Annotated in this window: 24 protein-coding genes; 12 read left to right on the top strand and 12 right to left on the bottom strand. The window is 41.3% G+C overall.

What is annotated here, in order from left to right:
• Nucleotides 1-34 precede the first annotated feature (34 nt).
• From HMPREF1551_RS07620 to HMPREF1551_RS07630, 3 genes are read right to left on the bottom strand one after another with little or no spacing between them, the layout of a single operon-like run.
• Nucleotides 35-1,882, bottom strand: a complete 1,848-nt coding sequence (locus tag HMPREF1551_RS07620) for an SLC13 family permease (RefSeq protein WP_034544480.1) — start codon at nucleotides 1,880-1,882, stop codon at nucleotides 35-37.
• A gap of 21 nt (nucleotides 1,883-1,903) precedes the next feature.
• Nucleotides 1,904-3,286, bottom strand: a complete 1,383-nt coding sequence (glmM, locus tag HMPREF1551_RS07625) for a phosphoglucosamine mutase (RefSeq protein WP_021628514.1) — start codon at nucleotides 3,284-3,286, stop codon at nucleotides 1,904-1,906.
• Nucleotides 3,287-3,292: 6 nt separating this feature from the next.
• On the bottom strand, nucleotides 3,293-4,378 hold the full coding sequence (locus tag HMPREF1551_RS07630; protein WP_021628515.1) for a hypothetical protein: 1,086 nt from the start codon (nucleotides 4,376-4,378) through the stop codon (nucleotides 3,293-3,295).
• A gap of 160 nt (nucleotides 4,379-4,538) precedes the next feature.
• Here HMPREF1551_RS07630 and HMPREF1551_RS07635 point away from each other — a divergent pair, with 160 nt between their 5' ends.
• The 12 genes from HMPREF1551_RS07635 to HMPREF1551_RS07690 all read left to right on the top strand — a co-directional run bounded on the left by HMPREF1551_RS07635 (nucleotide 4,539) and on the right by HMPREF1551_RS07690 (nucleotide 13,412).
• The gene (locus HMPREF1551_RS07635) at nucleotides 4,539-5,000 is read left to right on the top strand and encodes a hypothetical protein (protein ID WP_021628516.1); all 462 of its coding nucleotides are present in this window, start codon (nucleotides 4,539-4,541) and stop codon (nucleotides 4,998-5,000) included.
• 6 nt (nucleotides 5,001-5,006) lie between these two features.
• Entirely contained in the window at nucleotides 5,007-5,888 is an 882-nt protein-coding gene (locus HMPREF1551_RS07640) for a tyrosine-type recombinase/integrase (RefSeq protein WP_021628517.1), read from the top strand.
• A gap of 24 nt (nucleotides 5,889-5,912) precedes the next feature.
• Nucleotides 5,913-6,203, top strand: coding sequence for an HPF/RaiA family ribosome-associated protein (locus tag HMPREF1551_RS07645; protein ID WP_021628518.1), 291 nt, complete (start codon nucleotides 5,913-5,915; stop codon nucleotides 6,201-6,203).
• 235 nt (nucleotides 6,204-6,438) lie between these two features.
• The gene (gene pncA / locus HMPREF1551_RS07650) at nucleotides 6,439-7,035 is read left to right on the top strand and encodes a bifunctional nicotinamidase/pyrazinamidase (protein WP_021628519.1); all 597 of its coding nucleotides are present in this window, start codon (nucleotides 6,439-6,441) and stop codon (nucleotides 7,033-7,035) included.
• A 17-nt stretch (nucleotides 7,036-7,052) separates the two neighbouring features.
• Nucleotides 7,053-7,895, top strand: coding sequence for a glycosyltransferase family 2 protein (locus tag HMPREF1551_RS07655; protein ID WP_196800717.1), 843 nt, complete (start codon nucleotides 7,053-7,055; stop codon nucleotides 7,893-7,895).
• A gap of 88 nt (nucleotides 7,896-7,983) precedes the next feature.
• Entirely contained in the window at nucleotides 7,984-8,691 is a 708-nt protein-coding gene (gene dapB / locus HMPREF1551_RS07660) for a 4-hydroxy-tetrahydrodipicolinate reductase (protein WP_021628521.1), read from the top strand.
• 23 nt (nucleotides 8,692-8,714) lie between these two features.
• On the top strand, nucleotides 8,715-8,978 hold the full coding sequence (locus HMPREF1551_RS07665) for a hypothetical protein (protein WP_021628522.1): 264 nt from the start codon (nucleotides 8,715-8,717) through the stop codon (nucleotides 8,976-8,978).
• 74 nt (nucleotides 8,979-9,052) lie between these two features.
• Nucleotides 9,053-9,658 carry a hypothetical protein gene (locus HMPREF1551_RS07670; protein ID WP_231374967.1) on the top strand — a complete coding sequence of 202 codons (606 nt, stop codon included), beginning with the start codon at nucleotides 9,053-9,055 and terminating at the stop codon, nucleotides 9,656-9,658.
• A 31-nt stretch (nucleotides 9,659-9,689) separates the two neighbouring features.
• Nucleotides 9,690-10,721 carry an RluA family pseudouridine synthase gene (locus tag HMPREF1551_RS07675; protein WP_021628524.1) on the top strand — a complete coding sequence of 344 codons (1,032 nt, stop codon included), beginning with the start codon at nucleotides 9,690-9,692 and terminating at the stop codon, nucleotides 10,719-10,721.
• Between the two features lie 107 nt (nucleotides 10,722-10,828).
• Nucleotides 10,829-11,344, top strand: a complete 516-nt coding sequence (locus HMPREF1551_RS07680; protein ID WP_021628525.1) for a GNAT family N-acetyltransferase — start codon at nucleotides 10,829-10,831, stop codon at nucleotides 11,342-11,344.
• Entirely contained in the window at nucleotides 11,334-12,398 is a 1,065-nt protein-coding gene (aroB, locus tag HMPREF1551_RS07685; protein ID WP_021628526.1) for a 3-dehydroquinate synthase, read from the top strand. Before HMPREF1551_RS07680 ends, aroB begins: the two co-directional genes overlap by 11 nt.
• 36 nt (nucleotides 12,399-12,434) lie before the next feature.
• The gene (locus HMPREF1551_RS07690) at nucleotides 12,435-13,412 is read left to right on the top strand and encodes a glycosyltransferase family 2 protein (RefSeq protein ID WP_021628527.1); all 978 of its coding nucleotides are present in this window, start codon (nucleotides 12,435-12,437) and stop codon (nucleotides 13,410-13,412) included.
• A 25-nt stretch (nucleotides 13,413-13,437) separates the two neighbouring features.
• Here the strand turns inward: HMPREF1551_RS07690 and HMPREF1551_RS07695 are convergent, their stop codons facing one another.
• The 9 genes from HMPREF1551_RS07695 to HMPREF1551_RS07735 form a co-directional block, all read right to left on the bottom strand.
• A complete protein-coding gene (locus tag HMPREF1551_RS07695; RefSeq protein WP_021628528.1) occupies nucleotides 13,438-13,665 on the bottom strand; it encodes a PspC domain-containing protein in 228 nt (75 codons plus the stop codon).
• Nucleotides 13,662-14,945, bottom strand: coding sequence for a DUF2851 family protein (locus HMPREF1551_RS07700; protein WP_021628529.1), 1,284 nt, complete (start codon nucleotides 14,943-14,945; stop codon nucleotides 13,662-13,664). The genes HMPREF1551_RS07695 and HMPREF1551_RS07700 overlap by 4 nt, the downstream gene beginning before the upstream one ends.
• A complete protein-coding gene (locus HMPREF1551_RS07705) occupies nucleotides 14,942-15,727 on the bottom strand; it encodes a diadenylate cyclase (protein ID WP_021628530.1) in 786 nt (261 codons plus the stop codon). Before HMPREF1551_RS07705 ends, HMPREF1551_RS07700 begins: the two co-directional genes overlap by 4 nt.
• A 48-nt stretch (nucleotides 15,728-15,775) precedes the next feature.
• Complete coding sequence (locus tag HMPREF1551_RS07710) at nucleotides 15,776-16,396, bottom strand: hypothetical protein (protein WP_021628531.1); 621 nt, start codon at nucleotides 16,394-16,396, stop codon at nucleotides 15,776-15,778.
• Nucleotides 16,397-16,401: 5 nt separating this feature from the next.
• Complete coding sequence (locus HMPREF1551_RS07715; RefSeq protein ID WP_021628532.1) at nucleotides 16,402-18,576, bottom strand: endonuclease MutS2; 2,175 nt, start codon at nucleotides 18,574-18,576, stop codon at nucleotides 16,402-16,404.
• Between the two features lie 13 nt (nucleotides 18,577-18,589).
• Nucleotides 18,590-19,288 carry an SH3 domain-containing protein gene (locus HMPREF1551_RS07720; protein ID WP_021628533.1) on the bottom strand — a complete coding sequence of 233 codons (699 nt, stop codon included), beginning with the start codon at nucleotides 19,286-19,288 and terminating at the stop codon, nucleotides 18,590-18,592.
• Between the two features lie 15 nt (nucleotides 19,289-19,303).
• Nucleotides 19,304-20,782 (bottom strand): cysteine--tRNA ligase, encoded by a 1,479-nt coding sequence (gene cysS / locus HMPREF1551_RS07725; RefSeq protein WP_021628534.1) that lies wholly within the window; start codon nucleotides 20,780-20,782, stop codon nucleotides 19,304-19,306.
• Between the two features lie 77 nt (nucleotides 20,783-20,859).
• The gene (locus tag HMPREF1551_RS07730) at nucleotides 20,860-22,488 is read right to left on the bottom strand and encodes an AMP-binding protein (protein WP_021628535.1); all 1,629 of its coding nucleotides are present in this window, start codon (nucleotides 22,486-22,488) and stop codon (nucleotides 20,860-20,862) included.
• 23 nt (nucleotides 22,489-22,511) lie between these two features.
• Nucleotides 22,512-23,288: a TerC family protein gene (locus tag HMPREF1551_RS07735; protein ID WP_196800719.1), complete on the bottom strand. Its 777-nt coding sequence runs from the start codon at nucleotides 23,286-23,288 to the stop codon at nucleotides 22,512-22,514.
• Between the last annotated feature and the right edge of the window lie 29 nt (nucleotides 23,289-23,317).

Genomic DNA, 23,317 nt, shown 5'->3' on the forward strand with positions numbered 1-23,317 from the left:
GCGGCAATCCTACAGGATTGCCGCTCTCTTTGTATTAGAAAGGAAATAATAGTGGTAAAAATAAAATCATTACAATTCCCATGAGTATCTGTAAGGGAAGCCCCACTTTTACATAATCCATAAAAGTATAGCGTCCGGCCGACATCACCAAGGCATTGGGAGGTGTAGAAAAGGGAGAGGCAAAGCACATACTGGCACCTACTGATACGGCAATGAGTAGCGGCAAAGGATTGATCCCCATACTGGTAGCTGCACTCATAGCAATAGGGGCAATTAGGATGGCTGTAGCCGTATTGCTAATAAACATGGTAAGTAGCGAAGTGGTAAAGTAGATACTTGCTAAAAGGATATAAGGGCTATAGCCTCCCAATTTTCCTACAAGCATTTGAGACACCCATGCCGAAGCCCCTGTTTTTTCTAAGGCTAAGGCCATAGGGAGCATAGCGGCAATCAAGACGACACTTTCCCAGTTGATGGTCTTGTAGGCGGCCTCTACGTTGGGAAGTGCTCCAGAGAAGACCATCAGTAGGGAGGCAACCAATACAGCTGTTACTGGTTGTATAGGGATAAAATCAAACATCATGCTCATGACCATAAGCAACATAATGATTCCTGCTATGGGAGCCTTATGAGTTAGGGTTACCTTGGAGGCTTCCTTGAGAGGTTGTCCCAGTACAATCAGGTGTCTATGTTGGTCATTGAGTCGGGCAATATCCTTCCAAGAGCCCTGTACTAAGAGGATATCCCCCGAATGGATACGTTGGTCTTTTAAGTTCTTAAGGATATAGCTCTCATTGCGTTGCATACCCAGAATATTGAGGGAGAATTGCTCTCTGAATTTTGATTTCTTGATAGGTAGATTCACCAGGCGTGAGGTAGAGGTAATCAGTACCTCGGCAATTCCATGCTTTTGAGAGTTCATCAGCTCCTCTTGAGAGGTAAACTTGTCTTCTATCAGGCTCAAGGACTTCTCCCAGGCCATGGCCTCTATTTTGCGAATATCCCCCTGAACAAAAAGGATATCTCCTTCGTTGAGAACCGTACCAGCTTGTGCCAATTCACGATTGGGATTTTGGAAAATAGAGCTATTGAGGCTGGGTTTGCGTAGGATTTCGGTGACATTGACCTCATATTTGTCGGCTATATGGCTCTCCAAAAGTGTTTTTCCTACAAAAGGGGCATTTTTCCCAATCATCACCAAGTGGATATCCTTGGAGAGTTGGTATTCGTCCATAAGGTCAGAAAGGGATTTGCCATCCTTCTTGCTTTCCTTGTGTGGGTCTGTCTTGTTCAGAAAGCGCTTGCTTACAGGAATAAGGTATAACAGCCCTACCGCAAGGGCAACTAATCCTACAGGGGTAAAGGAGAAGAAGGTCAGGGAAGGGAAACCATGCTTAATTAGCTCTTCATTGATGATTAGATTGGGCGGTGTCCCAATAAGGGTCATCATCCCCCCTAAGCTACTGGCAAAAGCCAGCGGCATGAGTAGGCGAGAGGAGTTGATATTGGCACTCATAGCCATACTTACTACAACGGGAAGCATCAGGGCAACCGTCCCTGTATTACTCACAAAGGCACCGATGAAGGAGGTGGCCAAGATGACCAGAACGAAGAGCTTCAGCTCACTCTTGCCAGCGAGCTTGAGCAGTTTGTTGCTAATCATTTTGGCCAGTCCTGTTTGGAAGATAGCCCCTCCCACTACGAAAAGCCCTATCATCATCACCACCACCGAATTGGAGAAGCCTGATAAGGCTTCCTCAGGCGATAAGATACCAAAGAGGACTAATAGGAGTAGGGAGGAAAGTGCTACCAAGTCCGAACGGATTTTCCCTGCCATAAAGAAAGCAGAGGCAATCACTAAGATAGCCAAGGTAATATACATATTCATAAGCAAGGGATTGGGTTAGATAAGAGCCTGCATCTCCTGAATAAAGCGTTGGGCTAAGGCATCGGCTTCTTTCTGACTTTTTGCCTCGGTATAGATACGGATAATGGGTTCTGTATTGGATTTTCTAAGGTGTACCCAGCTATCGGCAAAGTCTATTTTAAGGCCATCAATAGTGGTGGTCTGTTCATGAGCGTATTTCTGTTCCATGGCCCTGAGGATTTGGTCAGGATTGATCTGTTCTGTGAGTTGTATTTTGTTCTTACTCATAAAGTAAGCAGGATAGCTCTCACGGAGTTGTTGTACGCTGCCGCCTCTCTCAGCCAAAAGGGATAGGAATAAGGCAACCCCTACCAAGGCATCACGTCCATAGTGTAGCTCAGGGTAGATAATCCCCCCATTGCCTTCACCACCGATGATAGCTTCTACGCGCTTCATCTCAGTCACGACATTCACTTCCCCTACTGCTGCCGCTGAATAGCTAACGCCATGCTTTTGGGCAATATCGCGCAAGGCACGGGAGGAAGAAAGATTGGAGACTACATTGCCTTTGGCTTTGCTCAGTACATAATCCGCACAAGCTACCAAGGTATATTCCTCGCCGAACATCTCTCCTTGGTCGGTAATAAAGGCCAAGCGGTCTACATCAGGATCCACAACGATACCGAAATCTGCTTTTTCTTCTACCACTCTTTTGCAAATATCCCCCAAGTGTTCCTTTAGAGGTTCGGGGTTGTGAGGGAAGTGTCCATTAGGTTCACAATAGAGCTTGACAACCTCCACGCCCAATCGCTCCAAGAGGCTTGGAATGGCTATCCCACCGGTGGAATTGACTGCATCCACTACTACACGGAATTTCTTTTTCTGGATGGCTTCGGGACTAACTAAAGGGAGGGCAAGTACCTTTTCTATATGAAGGTCAATATATCGATCATCATGCGTTAGTTTGCCTAAGTGATCTACTGAGGCAAAGGAAAAATCATTCTCTTGAGCAATTTTCAAAATAGCCTTGCCATCTTGGTCAGAGACAAACTCTCCTTTGTCATTAAGGAGTTTTAGGGCATTCCACTCCTTAGGATTATGGCTAGCAGTGAGGATAATGCCTCCATCGGCCTTTTCCAAAGGGACGGCTACTTCCACGGTAGGGGTGGTACTAAGGCCTATATTGACCACATCAATTCCCAAGCCAATAAGGGTGTACTGTACTAAATTTTGGATCATCTCACCAGAGATACGTGCATCTCGCCCGATGACTACCTTGACATGTTCTTTGCCTGATTGTCCTTTGAGCCAAGAGCCGTAAGCAGCGGCAAACTTGACTGCATCAATAGGGGTAAGGTTATCATCTACCTTGCCTCCTATGGTACCGCGAATACCTGAAATAGATTTGATTAATGACATATATCTTTAAATTTTATTTTTTTCATGTTTATAGTAAAGAAAAGTGAATATCCCATAGAACATAAGAAAAATAGGATAAGTGAATACTATTAAGAAAATATATCCGTGTAACGATCTTTTTCCTAAGACCCAATCAATAAAAGGATAAGCCCCTAAGAAACCTACATAAAAAAGCAGTGGTACTAAAAAGGCACCTAACCATAAGCCCCATTTGCTTTTTCTTCTAATAGTATAGAGGTGTAGCCCTGCGGCAACTAAAAAGAAAAGAACCCCAATTCCAAAAGGGTCTATGGTAAGGAGGAGGCGACCTATCCAAGAAGGCTTGGGAGTAAATCGCCAATAGCAATCACCAGAGGTGCGAATATCCTTGATTTTTCCTTGAAAAAGTTGGTTATTTACTGTATATTCATCTTCTTCCATAGAGGATTGCTTGAATTCTAATTCCTTGGGGAAGTGAATTTCAACTTCTATCTCAGGGAAAGTTTTCCAAAATTTGGAAGGATATAAGCTGTATTCGAAGATATAAGGGGGCAGAAACCCATAACGGAAAGTAGTAGGGAAAGCACTATAGCTAACCTCTATCACATTTTCTCCTGCCTTAAGAGGAGCTGTAAAGTAAATGAGCTGAGAGGGAATGACCTCAAGCTCTTCTTCTCCATCATAGGAAACATAGTACTTGGTATAGGTATGGTATTCAGTGGGGACATTAGTATATTGCAGGGTATCGGTAATTTCCTTTTGTCTTAGAAAAGGATAGTCCTGTTCCTGGTCAATGGGGCTTGTAGGAATGGCTTGTCCATTTACAAAAACCTGCTGGTCATTTAGATAGTTAGAAGCCATAAAGAGCAGCGGTATAGATTGTTCTTTAGCAGAGGAGATATGATATTTTGCCCTAAAGCGGATGATATAATCATTAAAGGAATCCTTATTATCTTTGATGATTTCAGCAAAAATCTTCTCATGGGTTACGCTGCAAGCATCGGTAAGAATAAGACAAGAATGAGAAGTCCCTCTCATAGTTGGCTCTGCCATATTAGCCCTACTTGCCCAAGAGCAAGCAAATAACAGCAGCAAAAGAAGAGGTCTGTTCATTATAAGTGGAATATTTCTTATCAAGGGACAAATATACAAAAAAGATATAAATAATTGACTAATAATCAAGGAAGAATTTTTTCAAGAAAAAGTTTCGTTTATCCTAAATTATTTCGTACATTTGCTCTTCTATTAAGAACAAATAGTAATAAGCTGTTATATGGACAAACATCATATACTACTCATCATTCACCTGATCAGTGCAACTGTTTGGGTAGGAGGGCATTTGGTCTTGCTCTTGGGCTTTTTGCCTAAGGCGCTTAAGCATAAGAATTTTGATTTTATCTCTCGTTTTGAGAAGACTTATGAACCTATAGGGATGCCTTCATTGCTCCTTCTGGTCATTACAGGGATTTTGATGGCCTATGACCTCAATGCACCACTGTCTTCGTGGTTTTCCTTTGCCTCAGGAGTGGAGACGGTGGTGTCATTGAAAATCATTGGGCTACTCACTACCATTTGCTTTGCCATCAGTGCCCAAACAAGGGTGCTCCCCAAGCTCGCCAAGGGGCAAATTCAAAAGCTCCCTGAGATGGCGATACATATCCTATGTGTAACCTTGATTGCGGTCACCTTACTTATCTTGGGCAGTACTATTCGCAATGGTGGTTTCTTATTCTAAAGTGAAATGGAAACATTCAAGAATTACTTATCTTTGGAGAAGAAGTATTCCCTACATACTGTAACGGCTTACCTTGCAGATGTGGAGGAATTTGCCACTTACCTAAAAGAGAAAGATGCCACGATGGAACTCTCTCAGGTGAATTATCCTTTGATTCGTTCATGGATCATCCATTTGGTAGAAAGTGGGATAACCAATAGAACTATCAATCGGAAGATAGCCTCTCTGAAGGCCTATTATGCTTTTTTAGTACGTACTTTGAAGATTAGTAGTAGTCCATTTCTGCAACATATTCCACTGAAAACACAGAAAAAAATCTCTATTCCCTTCTCTGAGAAGGAAATAGAGGCTGTACTCTCTCAAGTGGAGCAAGGGGAAGCCTATCCTCAAGTAAGAAATAGAACCATAATAGAACTATTCTATGCTACAGGAATGCGTCGGGCAGAGCTTATAGAGCTGAAAATAAGTGACATAGACTTCTCTCAACAAACAATAAAAGTACTGGGAAAGCGCAGTAAGGAGCGTATAATACCCTTAATTCCTTCAGTGATAGAAAGCCTACAGAGCTATTTATTCTCACGTAAGTCTTTAGAAACCAATGAAATATATTTATTTCTCACGGATACAGGAAAAAAAATGTATCCAAAACTTGTGTATAATATAATAAATTCGTATTTTAGCAGTGCCACAACAAAGCAGAAGAAAAGCCCGCATGTACTGCGACATTCCTTTGCTACACACCTTTTGGACAATGGGGCAGACCTTAATGCTGTAAAAGAGCTATTAGGCCATGCAGGGCTGGCAGCCACTCAGGTATATACGCATAGCAGTATAGCTGAGCTCAAGAATCAATACCAAAATGCGCATCCGAGGATGACAAAAAAATAGTACTAATTTTAAATTTTTCAGATTATGAAAGTAAATTTGCACAATGTCGGTTTTACAGTAGACCAAAAGTTGGTAGACTTCATTCAGAAAAAAATGGACAAATTGGATCTTTTCTATGATAAGATCATAGATGCTGATGTCTATTTAAAGTTAGATAATACCACTGCCAAAGAGAATAAAATAGTGGAGATAAAGGTAAATGTACCCGGAGATAGCTTCGTGGTAAAAAAACAATTCAAGAGCTTCGAAGAAGGGGTTGATGCTTGTGATAACCCTATTGAGAGATTCTTGAAAAAATACAAAGAAACTCGCTAAATCTATTGTTATGACTGAGAAAAACAAGAAACAGTTCCTAATGGGGCTTCAATGGGGCGCACTTACAGGGATAGTGATTGCCTTGATACTTATACTTACCTAAAAGGAGTTTAGATAATGAATTTCACATATTCTCATGTGAAGTTCATTATCGCTCTATATACCTGACTTCTTTCCTATAGAATTACAGACAGAATATACAGTCATATTTGAAATTAAATAAAATCTATACATTATGAATAGCGTATTGATACTTATAGATATTCAGAATGATTTTATTACAGGAGAACTTCCTGTTCCTGATGGTAGGTCTATCATAGAGCCTGTCAATCAACTCATTCCACAGTTTTCTCATGTGATCGCTACCCAAGATTGGCATCCAGGAAATCATTTTAGCTTCTTTACACTTCATGCGGGTAAGAAGGCTTTTGAATCTATCACTAAGGATGATTACCAGCAAACTCTTTGGCCTCCCCATTGTGTACAGGGGAGCGAAGGCGCAAATTTTTTCCCAGAGCTACATACAAAGGCCATAAATGCTATTTTCCGAAAAGGAACGAATCCTGATATAGATAGCTATAGTGCTTTTTTTGATAATCAAAAACTCAAGGAAACAGGCCTCGATGGTTATCTAAAGGGCTTGCACTTGGACGAGCTCCATTTTGCTGGTTTGGCAGCAGATTATTGTGTCTATTACTCGATGATAGATGCGCTTAACTTAGGCTATAAGGTCTTTTTACATGAACACTGTACCCGTGCCATCAGCAAAGATCAGTTTGAAAATCAAAAAAAGGAACTTATAACCTATCCTAATTTTACTTTACTCCCATAGATTTGAAAGAACAGCCTATACGATTTGGAATTATTATCCCTGCCCATAATGAGGGAGCTGTCTTGGCACAGACCTTAGATTCTCTTCTAGGACAAACGCTCCCTGCTTATAGAATTGTGGTGGTAGATGACAATTCTACCGATTCTACTGCCGAAATATTGGCTACTTATTGCCAAAGATATCCATCTGTTCGAACCCTTTACCGTAGTTCCAGTGAGCAACGCCTTCCAGGTGCTAAGATCGTACAAGCCTTTAATGCTGGTTTGGAGTTCTTGGAAGAGGTAGATATTATCTGTAAGTTCGATGCAGACCTCATTTTCCCTCCTCAATACTTAGAAACCTTGCAAACTCACTATCTTCAAAATCTTCATTTGGGGATGTGTGGAGGGGTTTGTAGTATAGAAAAAGAAGGAAAATGGATCAAGGAGAACTTAACCAATAAAAATCATCTTCGTGGAGCGCTGAAGAGTTATCGAAAAGAATGTTTTGAGGCTATCGGCGGGCTTCGAGAAGCCATGGGATGGGATACCTTGGATGAGCTATTGGCTCAATATCACGGATGGGAGTTGTTGGTTATAGAGGACTTGGTAGTGAAGCACTTACGCCCTACGGCAAGCCGCTACAATGCCCAAGCTCTGTATATGCAAGGAGGAATGTTCTACCGATTGCGCTATGGTGGGCTGCTTTCCCTTTTAGCAAGTGCTAAGCTGGCTTACCGTAAGAAAAGCTTGCGCTTGTTTTGGGATTATATGAAGGGATACCTTAAGGCCAAAAAGGAAAAACAACCCTTTCTGGTAACCCCAGAAGAGGGTAAATGGATACGAGATTATCGCTGGAGACATATCAAGCAAAAATTCTAAATTGTTGATAAGAAAATTTGTTGTATAGTATTTTTTTCCTTACCTTTGCCCTGTTTTCAATAAAAAACAAATTAACATCTTACAAAGAATGAAGATAGCCCTATTAGGTTATGGGAAAATGGGTAAAACCATCGAACGTATTGCCTTGGAAAGAGGTCATGAAATAGCCCTAAAGGTAGATGCCCCAGGGGATTATGATCTCTCACAAGTACAAGTAGCAATAGAGTTCAGTACCCCTCAGAGTGCCTTTGCCAATATCACAAAGGCGCTATCCTTGGGAGTACCTACCATAGCAGGTACCACAGGTTGGCTTGAGAAATATCCAGAGGCCGTCGCCTTGTGCAAGGCACATAATACGGCTTTCCTATACGCCTCCAATTTTAGTATAGGAGTGAATATCTTCTTTGAGCTGAACAAGACCTTGGCACAACTGATGCAACGGCATCCTGAATATGCTATTTCCATAGAAGAAATACATCATACTCAGAAGCTCGATGCCCCCAGTGGAACCGCCATTACCTTAGCTCAAGAGATTATCGAGCAGACAGATAAGGTAGGTTGGGAGTTGGGTGAAACTACTGAAGATAAAATCCCTATTACGGCCAAGCGTATAGAAAATGTACCAGGTACTCATACTGTTACCTATAAAAGTGTGGTAGATACACTTGAAATCAAGCATACCGCACATAGCAGAGATGGATTCGCTTTGGGAGCAGTATTGGCCGCCGAATGGATTATAGGTAAAAAAGGAGTCTTCTCAATGAAAGATGTCCTTTTCCAAAAAGGAAATGAATAAATAATCTTGTAAAAATAAATTTTATGGCAAGCGTAAGACGTTTAAAAAAGAATGTAGCTTCTGTATTGGGAGAATTGGTAGAAACCCTTATTATTTGGGAATTGGTTACTGATAAAAAAAATGAAGAATCAAGAGCAATTGTAGATGAAATCTATCGCACTTATGACAAATATCTTGAACAAATCAACCATCCTACTGAAAATAAAGGAGCTTTCTACAAACAACTTCTTAAAAATTTTGAAGGAGAAGTAAATACAATTATAGCAAAAATCAATGCTTTAAGCTAACGAAATTTACCTTTTTGATTCACACCAATTACATTTGTTATACAATGCAATTGGTGTTTTTTACATATACAGCTATGAAAAAAATATACTATTTATCTCTATTCTTGCTTATAAGTACTTCATGCTTGGCTCAACAAGGCTATAGGCTCTATGTAGAAGGAGAAAAACAATGGGCCTACAGAGAAAATGAACTTACAGACTTGATATATGATTTTGTTACGAAGAATTTTGAAGCGATGACTAAGAGCTTGATAATAGCAGATCCTTCAAAAGAGGAGCCACTCAAGGAGGCTTATGCTAAGATGCTGCAAAGTATCCCCATCAAAGATAAAAAAGAGCAGATAAGCCTCTTCTTTGGTCTAAGAAAAAAAGGAAAAGGGCGTATTTTATTTATGACTTTCTTTGAAGGAAACTTAAGAGGGAAGCGCAAAGATGCTTTCTTCCAACTTCTTCTCTCTGATAATACCAAAGAAGGAATATTTAGGTGTGATACAATCCTAATTTCTGATGAAAAACATAGAATCTCTTACAAAGAGCCCTCTGTAAAACTTAAAACCAGATATCAGAAGGAAGTGATGCAGGAGTATGAAGCTCGTGCGTTAGAGAAAAATGCCAAACAAGAATTGGAAAAATATATAAATACAAGAAAAAGATGGAGGAGAATACTGTTAAGTGAATAATAAAGAATAACTAATAATTCAAAACGAACAAATGGCAGAGGAAGAACTAATAACGGATGATGAGCTATACGAGCATTATAGTTTCAAGGCAGGAAAAGGACAAGAGCCACTACGCGTGGATAAGTTTTTGATGAATTTCGTCGAGAATGCTTCTCGTAACAAGGTACAACAGGCCGCCAAGGATGGAAATATATTTGTCAATGGAGTAGCTGTGAAGGCCAATCATAGGGTGAAGGCCAATGATGAAGTCAAGGTGATGTTTGCCCATCCTCCTCATGAATATCTCTTAGTACCTGAGCCTATCCCCTTGGATATAGTCTATGAGGATGAGGAGCTGATTATTATCAATAAGCCTGCTGGCTTGGTGGTACATCCAGGACATGGTAACTACCAAGGAACACTTATCAATGGGCTGATTTATCATTTTGAGCATTTGCCTAAGAATAGCTCTGATCGCCCTGGTTTGGTACACCGAATAGATAAAGATACCAGTGGCTTGTTAGTGGTGGCTAAAACAGAGGAGGCGATGAATCACTTAGCCAAGCAGTTTTTTAATAAGACCAGTGAGCGGGAGTATGTCGCTCTTGTATGGGGGAACCTTCCCGAGGATGAGGCAACCATCATAGGACATATTGGAAGGCATCCTAAAAATAGGCTCCAAATGGCAGTCTTCCCCGATGGCAGTGAGGGCAAGGAAGCTATTACCCATTATAAGGTATTGGAACGTTTTGGCTATGTGACTTTGGTCTCTTGTCGCTTAGAAACAGGTCGTACTCACCAGATTCGGGCACACTTTACCCATATAGGACATCCACTTTTCAATGACGAACGCTATGGAGGGGATAAGATACTCAAGGGAACTACCTCGGCTAAGTACAAACAGTTTGTAGAGAACTGCTTTAAGCTCCTCCCTCGCCAGGCGCTTCATGCCAAAACCTTGGGTATAGAGAAACCCTCTACAGGAGAGATGCTCCGCTTCGATAGCGAGATTCCTCAAGATATGCAACAATGTATAGAAAAGTGGCGTAATTATCTTAGCAATAGAGAAGTAATCAATGACTAATGCAAAGATAGGGCTAAAATTATGCAGGTGTAGGGACGAATGGTTTTGCATCTAAGGTTAGAAGAAACTCAAAATTAAAAACTCAGAACTCAAAACTCAAAACTTATATGTTATTCAGGCAAGCACAAATAGGCGACTTAGAAGCCATTTGGCAAATTATTCTTTATGCTAAGGAAACCATGCGACAAAGAGGAAGCCAACAGTGGCAAGATGGTTATCCCTTTAGGGAGACTATAGCACAAGATATAGCACGGTGCTATGGTTATGTAGTAGAGGAGCAAGGAGAGGTTATCGCCTATATGGCTATCAGTGGGGATGGAGAACCTACCTATCAAAAAATAGAGGGGGCTTGGCTTGATGAAGCTCCCTATATTGTAATTCATAGAATGGCTGTTAGCCCCCAAGGGAAAGGAAAAGGATTAGGAAGCTACCTCATACAGGAGGCAGAAAAAACAGCTGTCTTCAAAGGAATAGGGTCTATAAGAGTAGATACCAACTTTGACAACGATGTTATGAAACATATTCTACAGAAACAAGGCTATATTTATTGTGGAATCATTGAAGTACGTGATGGAAAACGTGAAGCCTTTCAAAAAAGCTTAATAATTACCTATGGAAGCTAAAAAAATTGATACCAAAGATTATACGATCTATTTTGGAGAAGCTGGCTACAAATACTTAGCAGCTTATATAAAGGAGAAGAAATATTCTAAAATATTTGTCCTTTCTGATACCCATACCCATGAGTGTTGTGTTTATGCCTTCCTGCAAAGGCTTCCTTTCGAAGTGGAAGTCATAGAAGTAGAAGCAGGAGAAGAGCATAAGGATTTGGAGACTTGTCTTTCGCTTTGGCAAACGCTCTCCGACTTAGAGGGAGATCGGAAGAGCTTGCTTATCAATATAGGAGGTGGCGTGGTGACTGATATGGGAGGTTTTGTAGCATCTACTTTTATGAGAGGGATTGATTTTATCAATATTCCGACCTCTCTTTTGGCCATGGTCGATGCCTCTATTGGCGGGAAAACAGGAGTGGACTTGGGCGTACTCAAGAATCAAATAGGAGTGATTAACAATCCGCAACTCCTTTTGATAGATGTCAATTATCTCAATACCCTTCCTAAAGAGGAGTTCCGCAGTGGCTTAGCTGAGATGTTCAAGCATGGACTGATACAGTCTGCTGATTACTGGGAGAAGATGAAGCAGCTTTCGGATCTTACCACGGATGATTTGGAGGAAATCATCTATGAATCGGTGTTGATTAAGCATAGGGTAGTAGAGCAAGATCCTAGGGAACAAGGGCTTCGCAAGATATTGAATTTTGGTCATACACTTGGTCATGCCATAGAATCTTACTGTTTGGCACACCGTCCCAAGCGTTTGTTACATGGAGAGGCTGTGGCCATCGGAATGGTCTTAGCCGCTTTCCTCTCTCATAAGCTCTTGCACTTTCCTTGGGAAAAAGTAGAGCAGATAAAGGCTATTCTTTTAGATTATTTTCCTAAGGAAGAATTTTCTACACAGGAGATAGCAACCATACAGGATTTACTCAAATATGATAAGAAGAATGCCTATGGGCGTATATATTTCGTATTATTAGAAGAAATAGGAAAGCCTAAATGGAATATAGAGGTCGAAGAATCTCTTATACAACAAGCATTTGCTTATTATCAAGGATAAAATTTAGTATTTGTCATTCACATTAGTCATCATTATATGGTTGTCGTTATTCTCAATTGGAATGGAAAACATTTATTGGAACAGTTTCTCCCCTCTGTAGTTCGCTATTCCACGGAGGCAGCTCTTTATGTAATTGATAATGCTTCTACTGATGAGAGTGTAGCTTTCCTACAAACCCATTATCCACAAATAAAAATTGTACAAAACCCTGAAAATTATGGTTATGCGAAGGGGTATAATGAGGGACTAAAACATATCCCTGCCGATGTATATTGCTTACTCAACTCAGATGTAGAGGTAACTCCTCATTGGTTGGAGGCGCCTATAGAAATTTTTGCTCAACAACCTCAGGTGAGTATATTACAACCTAAAATAAAGTCTTATAAACAAAAAAACTATTTTGAATATGCAGGAGCGGCAGGAGGTTATATTGATAAATATGGATTTCCCTACTGTAGAGGGCGTGTTTTTGATAGTATAGAGGAAGACAAAGGCCAATATGAGGAGCAAAAACCTATATTTTGGGCTTCAGGAGCGTGTTTTTTTATTAGAAAGGAAGTATTTGATACACTAAAGGGCTTTGATGAAGATTTTTTTGCCCATCAGGAAGAGATTGATCTTTGTTGGCGTGCACATAACAAAGGGTATGAGGCCTATTATACTCCTCAATCACAGATATATCACTTAGGAGGTGCTACTCTTACCGAGGGAAGTCCGCAAAAAGTGTATCTAAATTTTCGCAATAGCCTTTTTATGCTACTCAAGAATCTGCCTAAACCCTATTGGGCACTGACTATATTTCTTAGAATGGTCTTAGATGGGGTAGCAGGAATACGTTTCTTTTTTCAAGGAAGACTAAGGAGCACTTGGGCTATTGTACGGGCACATTTTTCTTTCTATAGGCATTTTCTTCATTTTTATCGCAAACGCCAAAATCCTACCTTAAAATCCTATTATACAGTGAAATCGATTGTATGGGAATACTTTGTTAAGGGTAAAAACAAAATAGCATAGATGACCTTAACGGTAATACCCACTTCTATAGATCAAAAACAGAACTGCGTTTTCTTCGAATTAAATCCTTGATCTTCAAAGCAAAAGCAAAAGCAAAATAGAGGCCAAAGCCTGCTCCTAAGATAAAGCTGATATAGATGAAGAACAGGCGAACATACTTCACTCGTAAGCCAAGACGTTCGGCTAAGCGAGAGGAGACATTGAATCCGTTGCGTTCAAAGAAAATACGTATGTTGGTAAAGGTGGTGTTCATGGTTTCTTTTTTAGGAGATTCTGTCCTATTTGACAGGCCATACAGGCATGTTTGTTACAATATTTCTTATATAGCTGAAGGATGGCTTGGCTTTCTAGAGCATTGGTATTGGGTAAAAGGAGCCTTTCCCAACGCTCTAATATACTATTGTGTTCAGGGGGTGTAGCACGCATTTTAGCTTTACAGTCGGCTAAGTTATCCTTACAACGAGAGTGCGCAAAAGCATATTGCATAGGGACAATTGTATTGATCCACAAGTTAGCTATCTGTGCTGGGGTAAGGCGCTTGCTGCTTTCCTTGCTCTCTTTTCCAAAGGAAAAATGGTTTTTCCAATAAGGGGATGGAGTAATTTTCCCAAATAGTTCAAGCGCTTGCTCATAGGATTCCAAGGACATACACCTATCGAAAAGCGATAATTCCTGATGGTATAGTGCCGCTATCTGTGCCAGGCGAATGGTAGGGAAGTTAGGCGGACGCAATTTGGCAAACTGCACCCTGAAAAAGGCTGGTGGCAGGGTATATTTATGGACTAAGTATTCATATTCTTTTTGCAGTGAGCGATAGTAAGGACAGCTGATGTCGGTAGCCTCCAATAGGCGTAACTGCCCCATGAGGAGCGCCTCGAGCTGGGAAAGCTCATGCATTTGTTTGCGGATTACCGAGAAAGGGAGCTGCTTACCAGCCTCCCAAAAAGCTTCTCCGTTGATATTGCCCCCGAAACTACTGAGTAACCTTAAGAAAAAGACTGCTTCCCAATCTTGTTGGGTCTCCTGTAGAAGAGCTAAGAGAGGTTGGGCTTTCTCCTGAAGGCGTTCGGTATAAAGTCTGTCTAACCAGTTGGTTATAAGGTGATTGGATAGGGTATTGATTTGCTTTTCGCAAGGGATAAAGGAGGCTTGCGACTGTTGTAAGAGTGTATATTTTTCTACCAAATCAGGAGAAATGATAGGTCTAAGTTCTAAAGTAGGGATGATATTCTGTTGAAAATCAAATACTTCTATATCATGTTCCCATACTACATGGAGGATTACGTTTCCGTAGGCTGGATCCTGCTCATGATGATGGGCGTACCACTGGGAAGAAGCCGTATGTAGCTCTACATTTCCTGCCCACTGGAGCGCCCCAATACGTAGGCGTGCATTGAAAAAGTCTGGCCCCCCATAAGGATTGGTCTCACCATAGGAGAGAATATCCAATCGTTCTCCACTGGAAAGCAATAGGGAAGTGGTAGGGAGCAGGTGCTGTGCCCATAGGTATTGTAAAAAATCCTCACGTATCATTGGGAAAGGGCTTCGGTTAGGATAGCAACTAATTCACTATCTGTACTATAGGGAACAAACTCACTATTATTGATATAGGATATTTTTCCTGTCTCTTCTGAAACTACTAAGGCTAAGGCATCGGTTTTCTCAGTGATAGAGACCGCTGCACGATGTCTGAGTCCATATTCCTTAGGAATCACACTCTGTCCCACTACAGGGAGAATCACACGGGTTGCTACGATAAAGCCGTCTTGTACCACGATAGCCCCATCGTGTAGAGGGCTATTTTTATAAAAGATACTCTCTAAAATAGGCTGGTTTAGCTCAATATTCATTTTGTCACCTGTGGCACGCACGAATTCTAAGGACTGGTTGCGCTCCAAGATAATAAGCGCCCCTGTACGCTCATTACCCATCTTACGACAAGCTGAAACAAGGGTCTCACATAGGGCAGCAATACCACTATCTTCGGAAGTCTTTTTTAAAGAAAGCTTCTTAAGTAAATTCTTACTCTTAAGAACATTGGTAGAGCCGAGTACCAAGAGGAACTTTCGGATTTCTTGTTGGAAAACTACAATTAGGGCAAAGAAACCTACATTGATAAACTGGCCTAAGATACTGCTGACCAGCTCCATCTTGACAATCACTGTAAGTTTCCAAATGACAAAGATGATTACAATACCCAAAAAGATACTAATGGCTACGGTACCCTTGAGCAGTCGATAGATGTAGTAGAGCATCAGTCCCACCAAGACGATGTCTAACAAATCTACAAAGTTAAAGTTTAGAAAGTCAAGCACTTTTATAATTGTTAATTATTAATTGTCAATTGTAAGATATTGGTTATCTTAATCATTGATCATTATCTGTGTGATAGTTCTATCGGTTTGCTGATGTAACCTTGTATAATAAATATCTACAAACTGCTGAAAAGTCATATCACCACTGAAAATCCAAACATAAAAAACATTTTTATATACACCGAACTTATTCCAAGGTGTTTTCTCTCCATTGTCCTCCTTCAGGCGAAAGCCGTCAGGATACACATATATAGGGGTATTCCCATATTCGGACATCTTCTGAGGGTCGTAGGGGAGGAGATTGAGCTCTGTTACATCCATGAAACCTAAACGCTTATGAGGTATATCGGCTAAAGAAATATAGAGGTGTGCATCAGGATTGCTATGTGGGTTGCGAGGGTTTGTCCGCTTCTCTTGTAGCTTGATAAAAAGTGGAGCTACCTCTTTGAGCTTATTTCGCTTATCTACATGAAGTACCCAGTTGGTGGAGCTGATCAGGCCATTGGCGTTGAGCTTAGCCTCTTCAGAAGTCTCCTCATAGGAGATATAGACTTGGGAATAGTCCTCCACGGAAGTAATTTTAGTGTCCTGTACCTGTGGGAGTTGCATTTGTTTTTTCTGACACCCAAGTAGTAATAAGGCACTAAAAAGAATGATATAACGACTCATAGTGATTATTTTTTCTTGACTTTTTCAACCAATTCCAACTGGGAAAGTGCGGTAAGGGTAGTGAATATCCCATAGTTAATCAGCGCTTTGTCCTTTTCTATTTTATCAATGACCCCTACGGCCTTGCTATCCTTGATACGTACCCGATCTCCTACCTTTAGGGCTTGTAATTGTGCGATCTTCTCCTGTTTCAGAGTGTGTTCACGGGCTTTCTTTTCTATTTTTTTCTGTTGGCGTACGGCTTCTATTTCCTTGTGTAGCTGTTCTTGGGCAAGTTTCTTTTGAGCTTCTTCGGCTTCTTTTTCCTTTTTGCTTTTTGCTTTTCGCTTGCTGTTCTCTGTCTCTACAATTTTGAGGAACTCTGAAATAAGAGGGCGGCGCTTCTTGTCTTCAAAATAGCGTTCGGCTATCTCATTAATCTTACTTCCGAGATAGATAAACTTCTGATTTTGGTCGTAGAGTTCCTGATAAGAAGAGAGTTTGCTTTGTATTTTATTATTGAGTGTTTCCAAGCGCTTGGCCTCCTCACGGGTTCTGACCTCCTCTTCCTTAAGTGAAGAAGTTGTTTTTTCCATTTGCGAACGCTCCTTTTGTAGCTTGGCGATAGTAGCATCAAAACGTACCTTTCCTTTTTCGATACGCTTTTTAGCTCTATTAATCAAGCTATAAGGAATACCATTCTTCTGAGCCACCTCAAAGGTAAAGGAGCTACCTGCCTCCCCTACAATGAGTTTGTAGATAGGCTCCAAGGTCTTATCATTGAAAAGCATATTGGCATTGGTAGCATGGGGGAGTTCGTTGGCCAATATTTTTAGGTTGGCATAGTGGGTTGTAATCACCCCGAAAGCCTTTCGGTGATAGAACTCTTCCAAGAATATTTCAGCCAAAGCCCCCCCGAGTTCTGGGTCACTTCCTGTTCCAAACTCATCAATGAGGAAAAGGGTCGTCTCATTACATTTCCTCAAGAAATAATTCATATTTTTGAGACGATAGCTATAGGTACTTAGGTGATTTTCAATAGATTGGTTATCTCCAATATCAGTTAAGATATGAGTGAACATAGGCAATTTGCTCAGGCGATGGACAGGTAGGAGCAACCCTGTTTGGAACATCAGTTGCAGCAAACCAATGGTCTTGAGCGTAATACTTTTTCCACCTGCATTAGGGCCAGAGATAACGATAATACGTTGCTCGTCATCCAAGCGAATGGTTTGTGGAAAGGTCTGTTTGCCTTTCTTAGCATTGCTTAGGTAAAGCAAGGGGTGATAAGCCTCCCGAAGCTCCAATACCCGCTCTTGAGTGAATTCAGGTAAGAGAGAATGGGTCTCTTTGGCGAAATACGCTTTGGCAGCGATTACATCTATCCCGACTAAGTAATCTTGCTCTTGGGAGAGTAACTCGGCAAAAGAGCGTAAAGTATTGGTAAGACGGAGCAAGATACGCCTTATCTCTTCCCTTTCCTCATGCAGCAGGTGAGAGAGTTCGCGCGAATATTGTTCGGTAACCAAAGGTTCTATATAGATGATGCTTCCTGTCTTGGAACTTCCCAGTACAGTACCGCGTACCTTGCGCTTATAGGCCGCTTTGACAGCCAACACACGCCTATTCTCCACTACCGTTTCACGGATATCATCCAAGTAGTCCAACGCATTGTACTCGGATAGGGCACGGGAGAAACTTTGGTTAATTTTCCCCTTGAGTGTTCCTATCTCGGCACGTACTTGGTAGAGCTTCTCGGAGGCATCGGACTTGATTTCGCCAAACTTATCCAAGACACTATCAATAGCCCTTACGATTTCTTCTGTATAGGGAATATCTTCAGAGAGGGTAGCCAAAGTAGGGTAGTAGTCCAAAAACTTCTTGAAAAACAACAGATGTGCATTGACCGTCAGGCTCAAAGCTCGTATTTTGGCAAACGAATGTGGTTCTAACAAACTATTTTCTATCTCTAAGAAGCGAATTTCATGATCAATCTCCTCAAAATTATGAGAAGGGATATAGTTTTGTGTCTCCAAGGAGGTTAGGTACTCATTGGTTTGTTGTAGGAGTGTCGTGATTACCTCCCTATTAACCAATGGCTTTAGCGCAAGCACTCTCTCCTTTCCTTTGGGAGTGAGGGTGTGCACAGCCACTAAAGCTAAAAGGGCGGGGAATTCTAAGTCCTCCAGCGTTTTTTTCATAATGATTAATATCTTAGTAGACAAGCTCACTTACTTTTCTATCTTTGTAGCTTCCTTTTTCAATCTGCCAACAAACCTTATAAGGACGATCGGCATAATCATTATTAGCTACTATATAGAGAATATCGCTTTCCTTGTCATAATAGACGGAATTATGGTCTGTAAGGAAAGTAGGTTCATACAAATCGTTATAAGCATCTTTGGGAAGAGATACTTGTTTTCCGTGAATGTTTACCTCAATACTTCTATATTCTGTAGTTGGCATTTTGCCATCAGTACCATAGGGGAGCTGATCATCTATTACTTCTATTCCAGTGGGAGAATCCTTGAAATATTCAAATGAATGTTTGCTCTTGTCAAACTTTCCAGAAGTAAGGACGACTTGAATTTCTTTTCCTTCAAAGACAATAATATTTCCTTTGGCAATACCTTTGGCTATTATAGGGAATTTATGTATCCACCTGACCCTATCATTATAAATATACCCTTCCTCATCGGTATAAATCCAATTGCCATCAGTTGACTTATCGTAATTATATACAAAAACAATGGTCTTGTTATTGAGTTTCTTGAGTACCTTACTTTGGGCACTTTTTTCTTTTCGTACATTTACATAACCATCTTTGTCATTGATTACCGCAAAGGCTTCTTCCTGAGCTCGAACAAAAGCAAACTGACAGAATAGAAAAAAGGGGACTACTAACTTTCTCATAGTAAGCAAATTTTCTTAGCTAAGGCTATAAGAGGTTCCTTCTTTGCCGTCTTTGAGCTGGATACCGAGTGCTAAGAGTTCGTCGCGAATCTTGTCAGAGAGTGCAAAATCCTTGTTAGCACGGGCTTCCATACGCATATTGATCAGCAGCTGGAGCACTCCATCAAGCTTATCATTATTTCCTGCAGTTTGCTCTTCACTTCTTAGACCCAGTACATCAAAAACAAAAGCATTCATCAGGGTTTGTAGCTCTTTGAGTTCGCTGATAGCGATTTTTTCCTCACCATTTTTCACTTGGAAGATCCACTTGACGGCCTCAAAGAGATGCGCAATGAGGATAGGAGAGTTGAAATCGTCCAAAAGGGCATCATAACATTTTTGTTTCCACTCAGCTATAGACAGGGAAGTAGGCTGTTCAAGGTCAGTGGTAAGCTCATTGACTGTTTTTACAGCTTCCATAAGGCGCGCAAAGCCCTTTTCGGCAGCAAGCATCGCCTCGTTGGAGATGTCCAAAACACTGCGGTAGTGCGCTTGCATAAAGCAGAAGCGAATCACTGCGGGAGCGAAAGGTTTCTCAAAGAAAGTATTATCTCCAGAGACCAATTGCATAGGCAGAATGTAGTTACCTGTAGATTTGCTCATACGTTGTCCGTTCATGGTGAGCATATTGGCATGCATCCAGTAGCGTACAGGGCTTTCTCCATGTCCTGCCTTGCCTTGGGCAATCTCACACTCATGGTGTGGGAACTTCAGATCCATACCCCCTCCGTGTATATCAAACTGATTACCAAGATATTTGGTACTCATCACTGTACACTCCAAGTGCCAGCCAGGGAAGCCATCCCCCCATGGGGAAGCCCAGCGCATGATATGTGCAGGGGAGGCCTTTTTCCATAGGGCAAAGTCCTGAGGGTTACGCTTTTCCCCTTGTCCGTCCAGATCACGGGTATTGGCAAAAAGCTCTTCTATATTGCGGCGAGAGAGTTCGCCGTAATTAAGCCCGCGCTTATTATACTCTATGACATCAAAATACACAGAACCATTGCTCTCATAGGCAAAACCATCCTTTAGGAGCTTTTCGGTCAGTTGTATCTGTTCCAAGATATGTCCTGTAGCGGTAGGCTCGATAGTAGGGGGGAGGAGGTTAAATAACTCCAATACCTTATGGAAATCCACAGTGTATTTCTGTACAATCTCCATAGGTTCGAGTTTTTCGAGGCGGGATTGCTTTACGAAGCGATCGTTATTCACGTCACCATCGTCGGTGAGGTGTCCCGCATCGGTAATATTGCGCACATAGCGTACCTTGTAGCCCAAGAACTTAAGGGAACGATAGATAAAGTCAAACGACATAAAGGTGCGTACATTGCCCAAGTGTACATTGCTATATACAGTAGGGCCGCAGACATACATTCCTACATTATTAGCGTGTAAAGGAGTGAATAGTTCTTTTTCTCCTGTGAGGGAATTAAATATTTTTAGTTGATGATCCATAATTACATTTATAATTGAAATTAGCACAAAGATAAGAAAAATATTTTATATTTGAACTGTTTTTACAAAATAAATTTTTATTCTTCAGTTTCAAGACCTAATTCACGAGCGGCAATCTCTCGCATTTCCACTTTGCGGATTTTTCCTGAGATCGTCATAGGGAACTCGGTGACAAATTTCCAATATTTAGGTATTTTATAGTGAGCAATTCTATCCTTACAGAAGCTGCGGAGTTCCTCTTCGGTGAGGGTAACCCCTTCTTTGGGCTTGATCCACGCCATGATCTCTTCGCCATACTTCTCGCTGGGGACACCTATCACCTGGGCATCCATCACTCCTTTGTAAGTATAGAGGAAGTCCTCGATTTCCTTAGGAGATATGTTTTCCCCTCCACGGATGATAAGGTCTTTGATACGGCCGGAGATATGCAAGTAACCGTCTTCGTCCATCATGGCTAAGTCTCCTGAGTGCATCCATCGCTGTTCGTCAATCACTTGGCGGGTAGCATCGGGGCTATTCCAGTACTTGAGCATTACCGAATAACCACGAGTACAAAGCTCTCCACTTTGGCCACGCTTGAGAATGGCCTTGGTATCTGGGTCTATAATCTTGATTTCCAAGTGGTCATGTATAGTACCCACTGAGTGAATTTGTTTTTCGAAAGGAGCCCCTATGATTGTTTGGGTAGAAACAGGAGAAGTCTCTGTCATACCATAGCAGATGGTGATCTCGTGCATGTTCATCTGTTCCTTTACCTTTTTCATAATTTCGGGCGGACACAAGGAACCTGCCATAACACCCGTACGTAGGGAACTGAGGTCGTAGGACTTCTGTTCCATTTCCTGTAGCTCGGCAATGAACATGGTAGGCACCCCATAGAGGGAAGTACAACGTTCATGCTCAACCGCTTCCAAGGTCTTGACTGGGTCAAAACTATCATTGGGTACCACCATCGTAGCCCCATGAACAGTACAAGCCAAATTACCTATGACCATACCAAAACAATGATAAAAAGGCACCGGAATACATACTCTATCAGCATGGGTATAGTTCATTCTTAGTCCTATAAAGTAGGCATTGTTCAATATATTATGGTGTGAGAGGGTAACTCCCTTGGGGTTCCCTGTAGTACCAGAGGTATATTGGATATTGACAGGATCGTCGAACTGAACCTTTTCCTCACGTTTGCGCAAAGCTTCATCGGAGATGTGTTCTCCTTCCTTGAGAAAGCGATCCCAGCTCTCATCCCAGAAGATCGCCTTGCGAATGGTATCGGTGAACTCACGTGCATCGTCCATCATCTTCTTATAGTTACTACTCTTGAACTGAAGCGCAGCGAACATCACCGATAAGCCCGATTGGTTGATCACATAAATAAGCTCACTGGTACGGTAAGCAGGGTTGATATTGACTAAGATGACCCCTATTTTAGCCGTAGCATACTGTAAGAGTGTCCATTGGTAACAATTGGGAGACCACACTCCTACACGATCACCGCGCTTCACCCCCAAGGCCATAAGCCCTTTGGCTACTTGTACAACTTGATCGTAAAATTCTTGATAGGTAGCCCTATAGTTCTGATGGCTACAGATAAGCGCATCTTGGTTAGGGTATTTGGCTACCGTTTTTTTCAAATTTTCATCAATGGTTTCACCCAATAGTGGTATAGCCGAAGCCCCATGGGTATAAGCATACTTGGAATCCATATTATTTTAAGTTTTTAAGTTAGTTAAGATTTTTTTCGCATACGCATATTAAGGAACTCTATACCCAAAGAGAAAGCAATGGCAAAGTATAGGTATCCCTTAGGAATAGCTCCCACCTCTTGACCAAAGATAACGGCATGAGAAAGGTGCATGCTCTCGGTGAGCAACATAAACCCTATAAGGATGAGAAAAGAGAGTGCCAATATCTGGATAGAAGGATTGCGATTTACAAAGTTTCCTACAGGTACCGCAAAGAGCATCATAATACCTACCGAAAGGATCACCGCTATAATCATCACTAATAAAGCCCCTTCCAAGCCATTGGTCATTCCTACAGCGGTAAGGATACTGTCCAAGGAGAAAATAATATCAATCATAAGAATTTGGGCGATGGTAGGCCAAAAAGAACTTTTTTGAGATTTTTCTGCCTCAGCCGAATCGGTAATATGTTCTATATGATTCACTTTAGCATGGATTTCATGGGTAGATTTGTACAAGAGAAAGATACCTCCTATAAGTAGTATCAACGCCTGTCCGTTGAAGTCGGCTCGGCACCATCCATAATCAAAGCTAATCCAAGGTTCCTTGAGCTGGACTAACCAAGAGATGCAGAAGAGTAGTCCGATGCGGATAAACATGGCTAAGAAGAGTCCTACTCGTGTAGCACGTTTGCGCTGATCATCGGGAAGCTTACCTGTTACTATAGAAATAAAAATGACATTGTCAATCCCCAATACAATCTCTAAGAAGGTAAGGGTCAAGAGCGCAATAAGCGCATCAGCAGAGAATAAGTGTTCGATCATTAGATGAATTTAATTTACAAATGTGA

The organism is Capnocytophaga sp. oral taxon 863 str. F0517, from assembly GCF_000466425.1.
GTDB lineage: Bacteria > Bacteroidota > Bacteroidia > Flavobacteriales > Flavobacteriaceae > Capnocytophaga.

What these genes read in the sequence shown, in the direction of transcription:
- HMPREF1551_RS07620 (WP_034544480.1), bottom strand. Translation starts at nt 1,882, where the DNA reads ATGTATATTACCTTGGCTATCTTAGTGATTGCCTCTGCTTTCTTTATG.
- glmM (WP_021628514.1), bottom strand. Translation starts at nt 3,286, where the DNA reads ATGTCATTAATCAAATCTATTTCAGGTATTCGCGGTACCATAGGAGGC.
- HMPREF1551_RS07630 (WP_021628515.1), bottom strand. Translation starts at nt 4,378, where the DNA reads ATGAACAGACCTCTTCTTTTGCTGCTGTTATTTGCTTGCTCTTGGGCA.
- HMPREF1551_RS07635 (WP_021628516.1), top strand. Translation starts at nt 4,539, where the DNA reads ATGGACAAACATCATATACTACTCATCATTCACCTGATCAGTGCAACT.
- HMPREF1551_RS07640 (WP_021628517.1), top strand. Translation starts at nt 5,007, where the DNA reads ATGGAAACATTCAAGAATTACTTATCTTTGGAGAAGAAGTATTCCCTA.
- HMPREF1551_RS07645 (WP_021628518.1), top strand. Translation starts at nt 5,913, where the DNA reads ATGAAAGTAAATTTGCACAATGTCGGTTTTACAGTAGACCAAAAGTTG.
- pncA (WP_021628519.1), top strand. Translation starts at nt 6,439, where the DNA reads ATGAATAGCGTATTGATACTTATAGATATTCAGAATGATTTTATTACA.
- dapB (WP_021628521.1), top strand. Translation starts at nt 7,984, where the DNA reads ATGAAGATAGCCCTATTAGGTTATGGGAAAATGGGTAAAACCATCGAA.
- HMPREF1551_RS07665 (WP_021628522.1), top strand. Translation starts at nt 8,715, where the DNA reads ATGGCAAGCGTAAGACGTTTAAAAAAGAATGTAGCTTCTGTATTGGGA.
- HMPREF1551_RS07670 (WP_231374967.1), top strand. Translation starts at nt 9,053, where the DNA reads ATGAAAAAAATATACTATTTATCTCTATTCTTGCTTATAAGTACTTCA.
- HMPREF1551_RS07675 (WP_021628524.1), top strand. Translation starts at nt 9,690, where the DNA reads ATGGCAGAGGAAGAACTAATAACGGATGATGAGCTATACGAGCATTAT.
- HMPREF1551_RS07680 (WP_021628525.1), top strand. Translation starts at nt 10,829, where the DNA reads ATGTTATTCAGGCAAGCACAAATAGGCGACTTAGAAGCCATTTGGCAA.
- aroB (WP_021628526.1), top strand. Translation starts at nt 11,334, where the DNA reads ATGGAAGCTAAAAAAATTGATACCAAAGATTATACGATCTATTTTGGA.
- HMPREF1551_RS07690 (WP_021628527.1), top strand. Translation starts at nt 12,435, where the DNA reads ATGGTTGTCGTTATTCTCAATTGGAATGGAAAACATTTATTGGAACAG.
- HMPREF1551_RS07695 (WP_021628528.1), bottom strand. Translation starts at nt 13,665, where the DNA reads ATGAACACCACCTTTACCAACATACGTATTTTCTTTGAACGCAACGGA.
- HMPREF1551_RS07700 (WP_021628529.1), bottom strand. Translation starts at nt 14,945, where the DNA reads ATGATACGTGAGGATTTTTTACAATACCTATGGGCACAGCACCTGCTC.
- HMPREF1551_RS07710 (WP_021628531.1), bottom strand. Translation starts at nt 16,396, where the DNA reads ATGAGTCGTTATATCATTCTTTTTAGTGCCTTATTACTACTTGGGTGT.
- HMPREF1551_RS07715 (WP_021628532.1), bottom strand. Translation starts at nt 18,576, where the DNA reads ATGAAAAAAACGCTGGAGGACTTAGAATTCCCCGCCCTTTTAGCTTTA.
- HMPREF1551_RS07720 (WP_021628533.1), bottom strand. Translation starts at nt 19,288, where the DNA reads ATGAGAAAGTTAGTAGTCCCCTTTTTTCTATTCTGTCAGTTTGCTTTT.
- cysS (WP_021628534.1), bottom strand. Translation starts at nt 20,782, where the DNA reads ATGGATCATCAACTAAAAATATTTAATTCCCTCACAGGAGAAAAAGAA.
- HMPREF1551_RS07730 (WP_021628535.1), bottom strand. Translation starts at nt 22,488, where the DNA reads ATGGATTCCAAGTATGCTTATACCCATGGGGCTTCGGCTATACCACTA.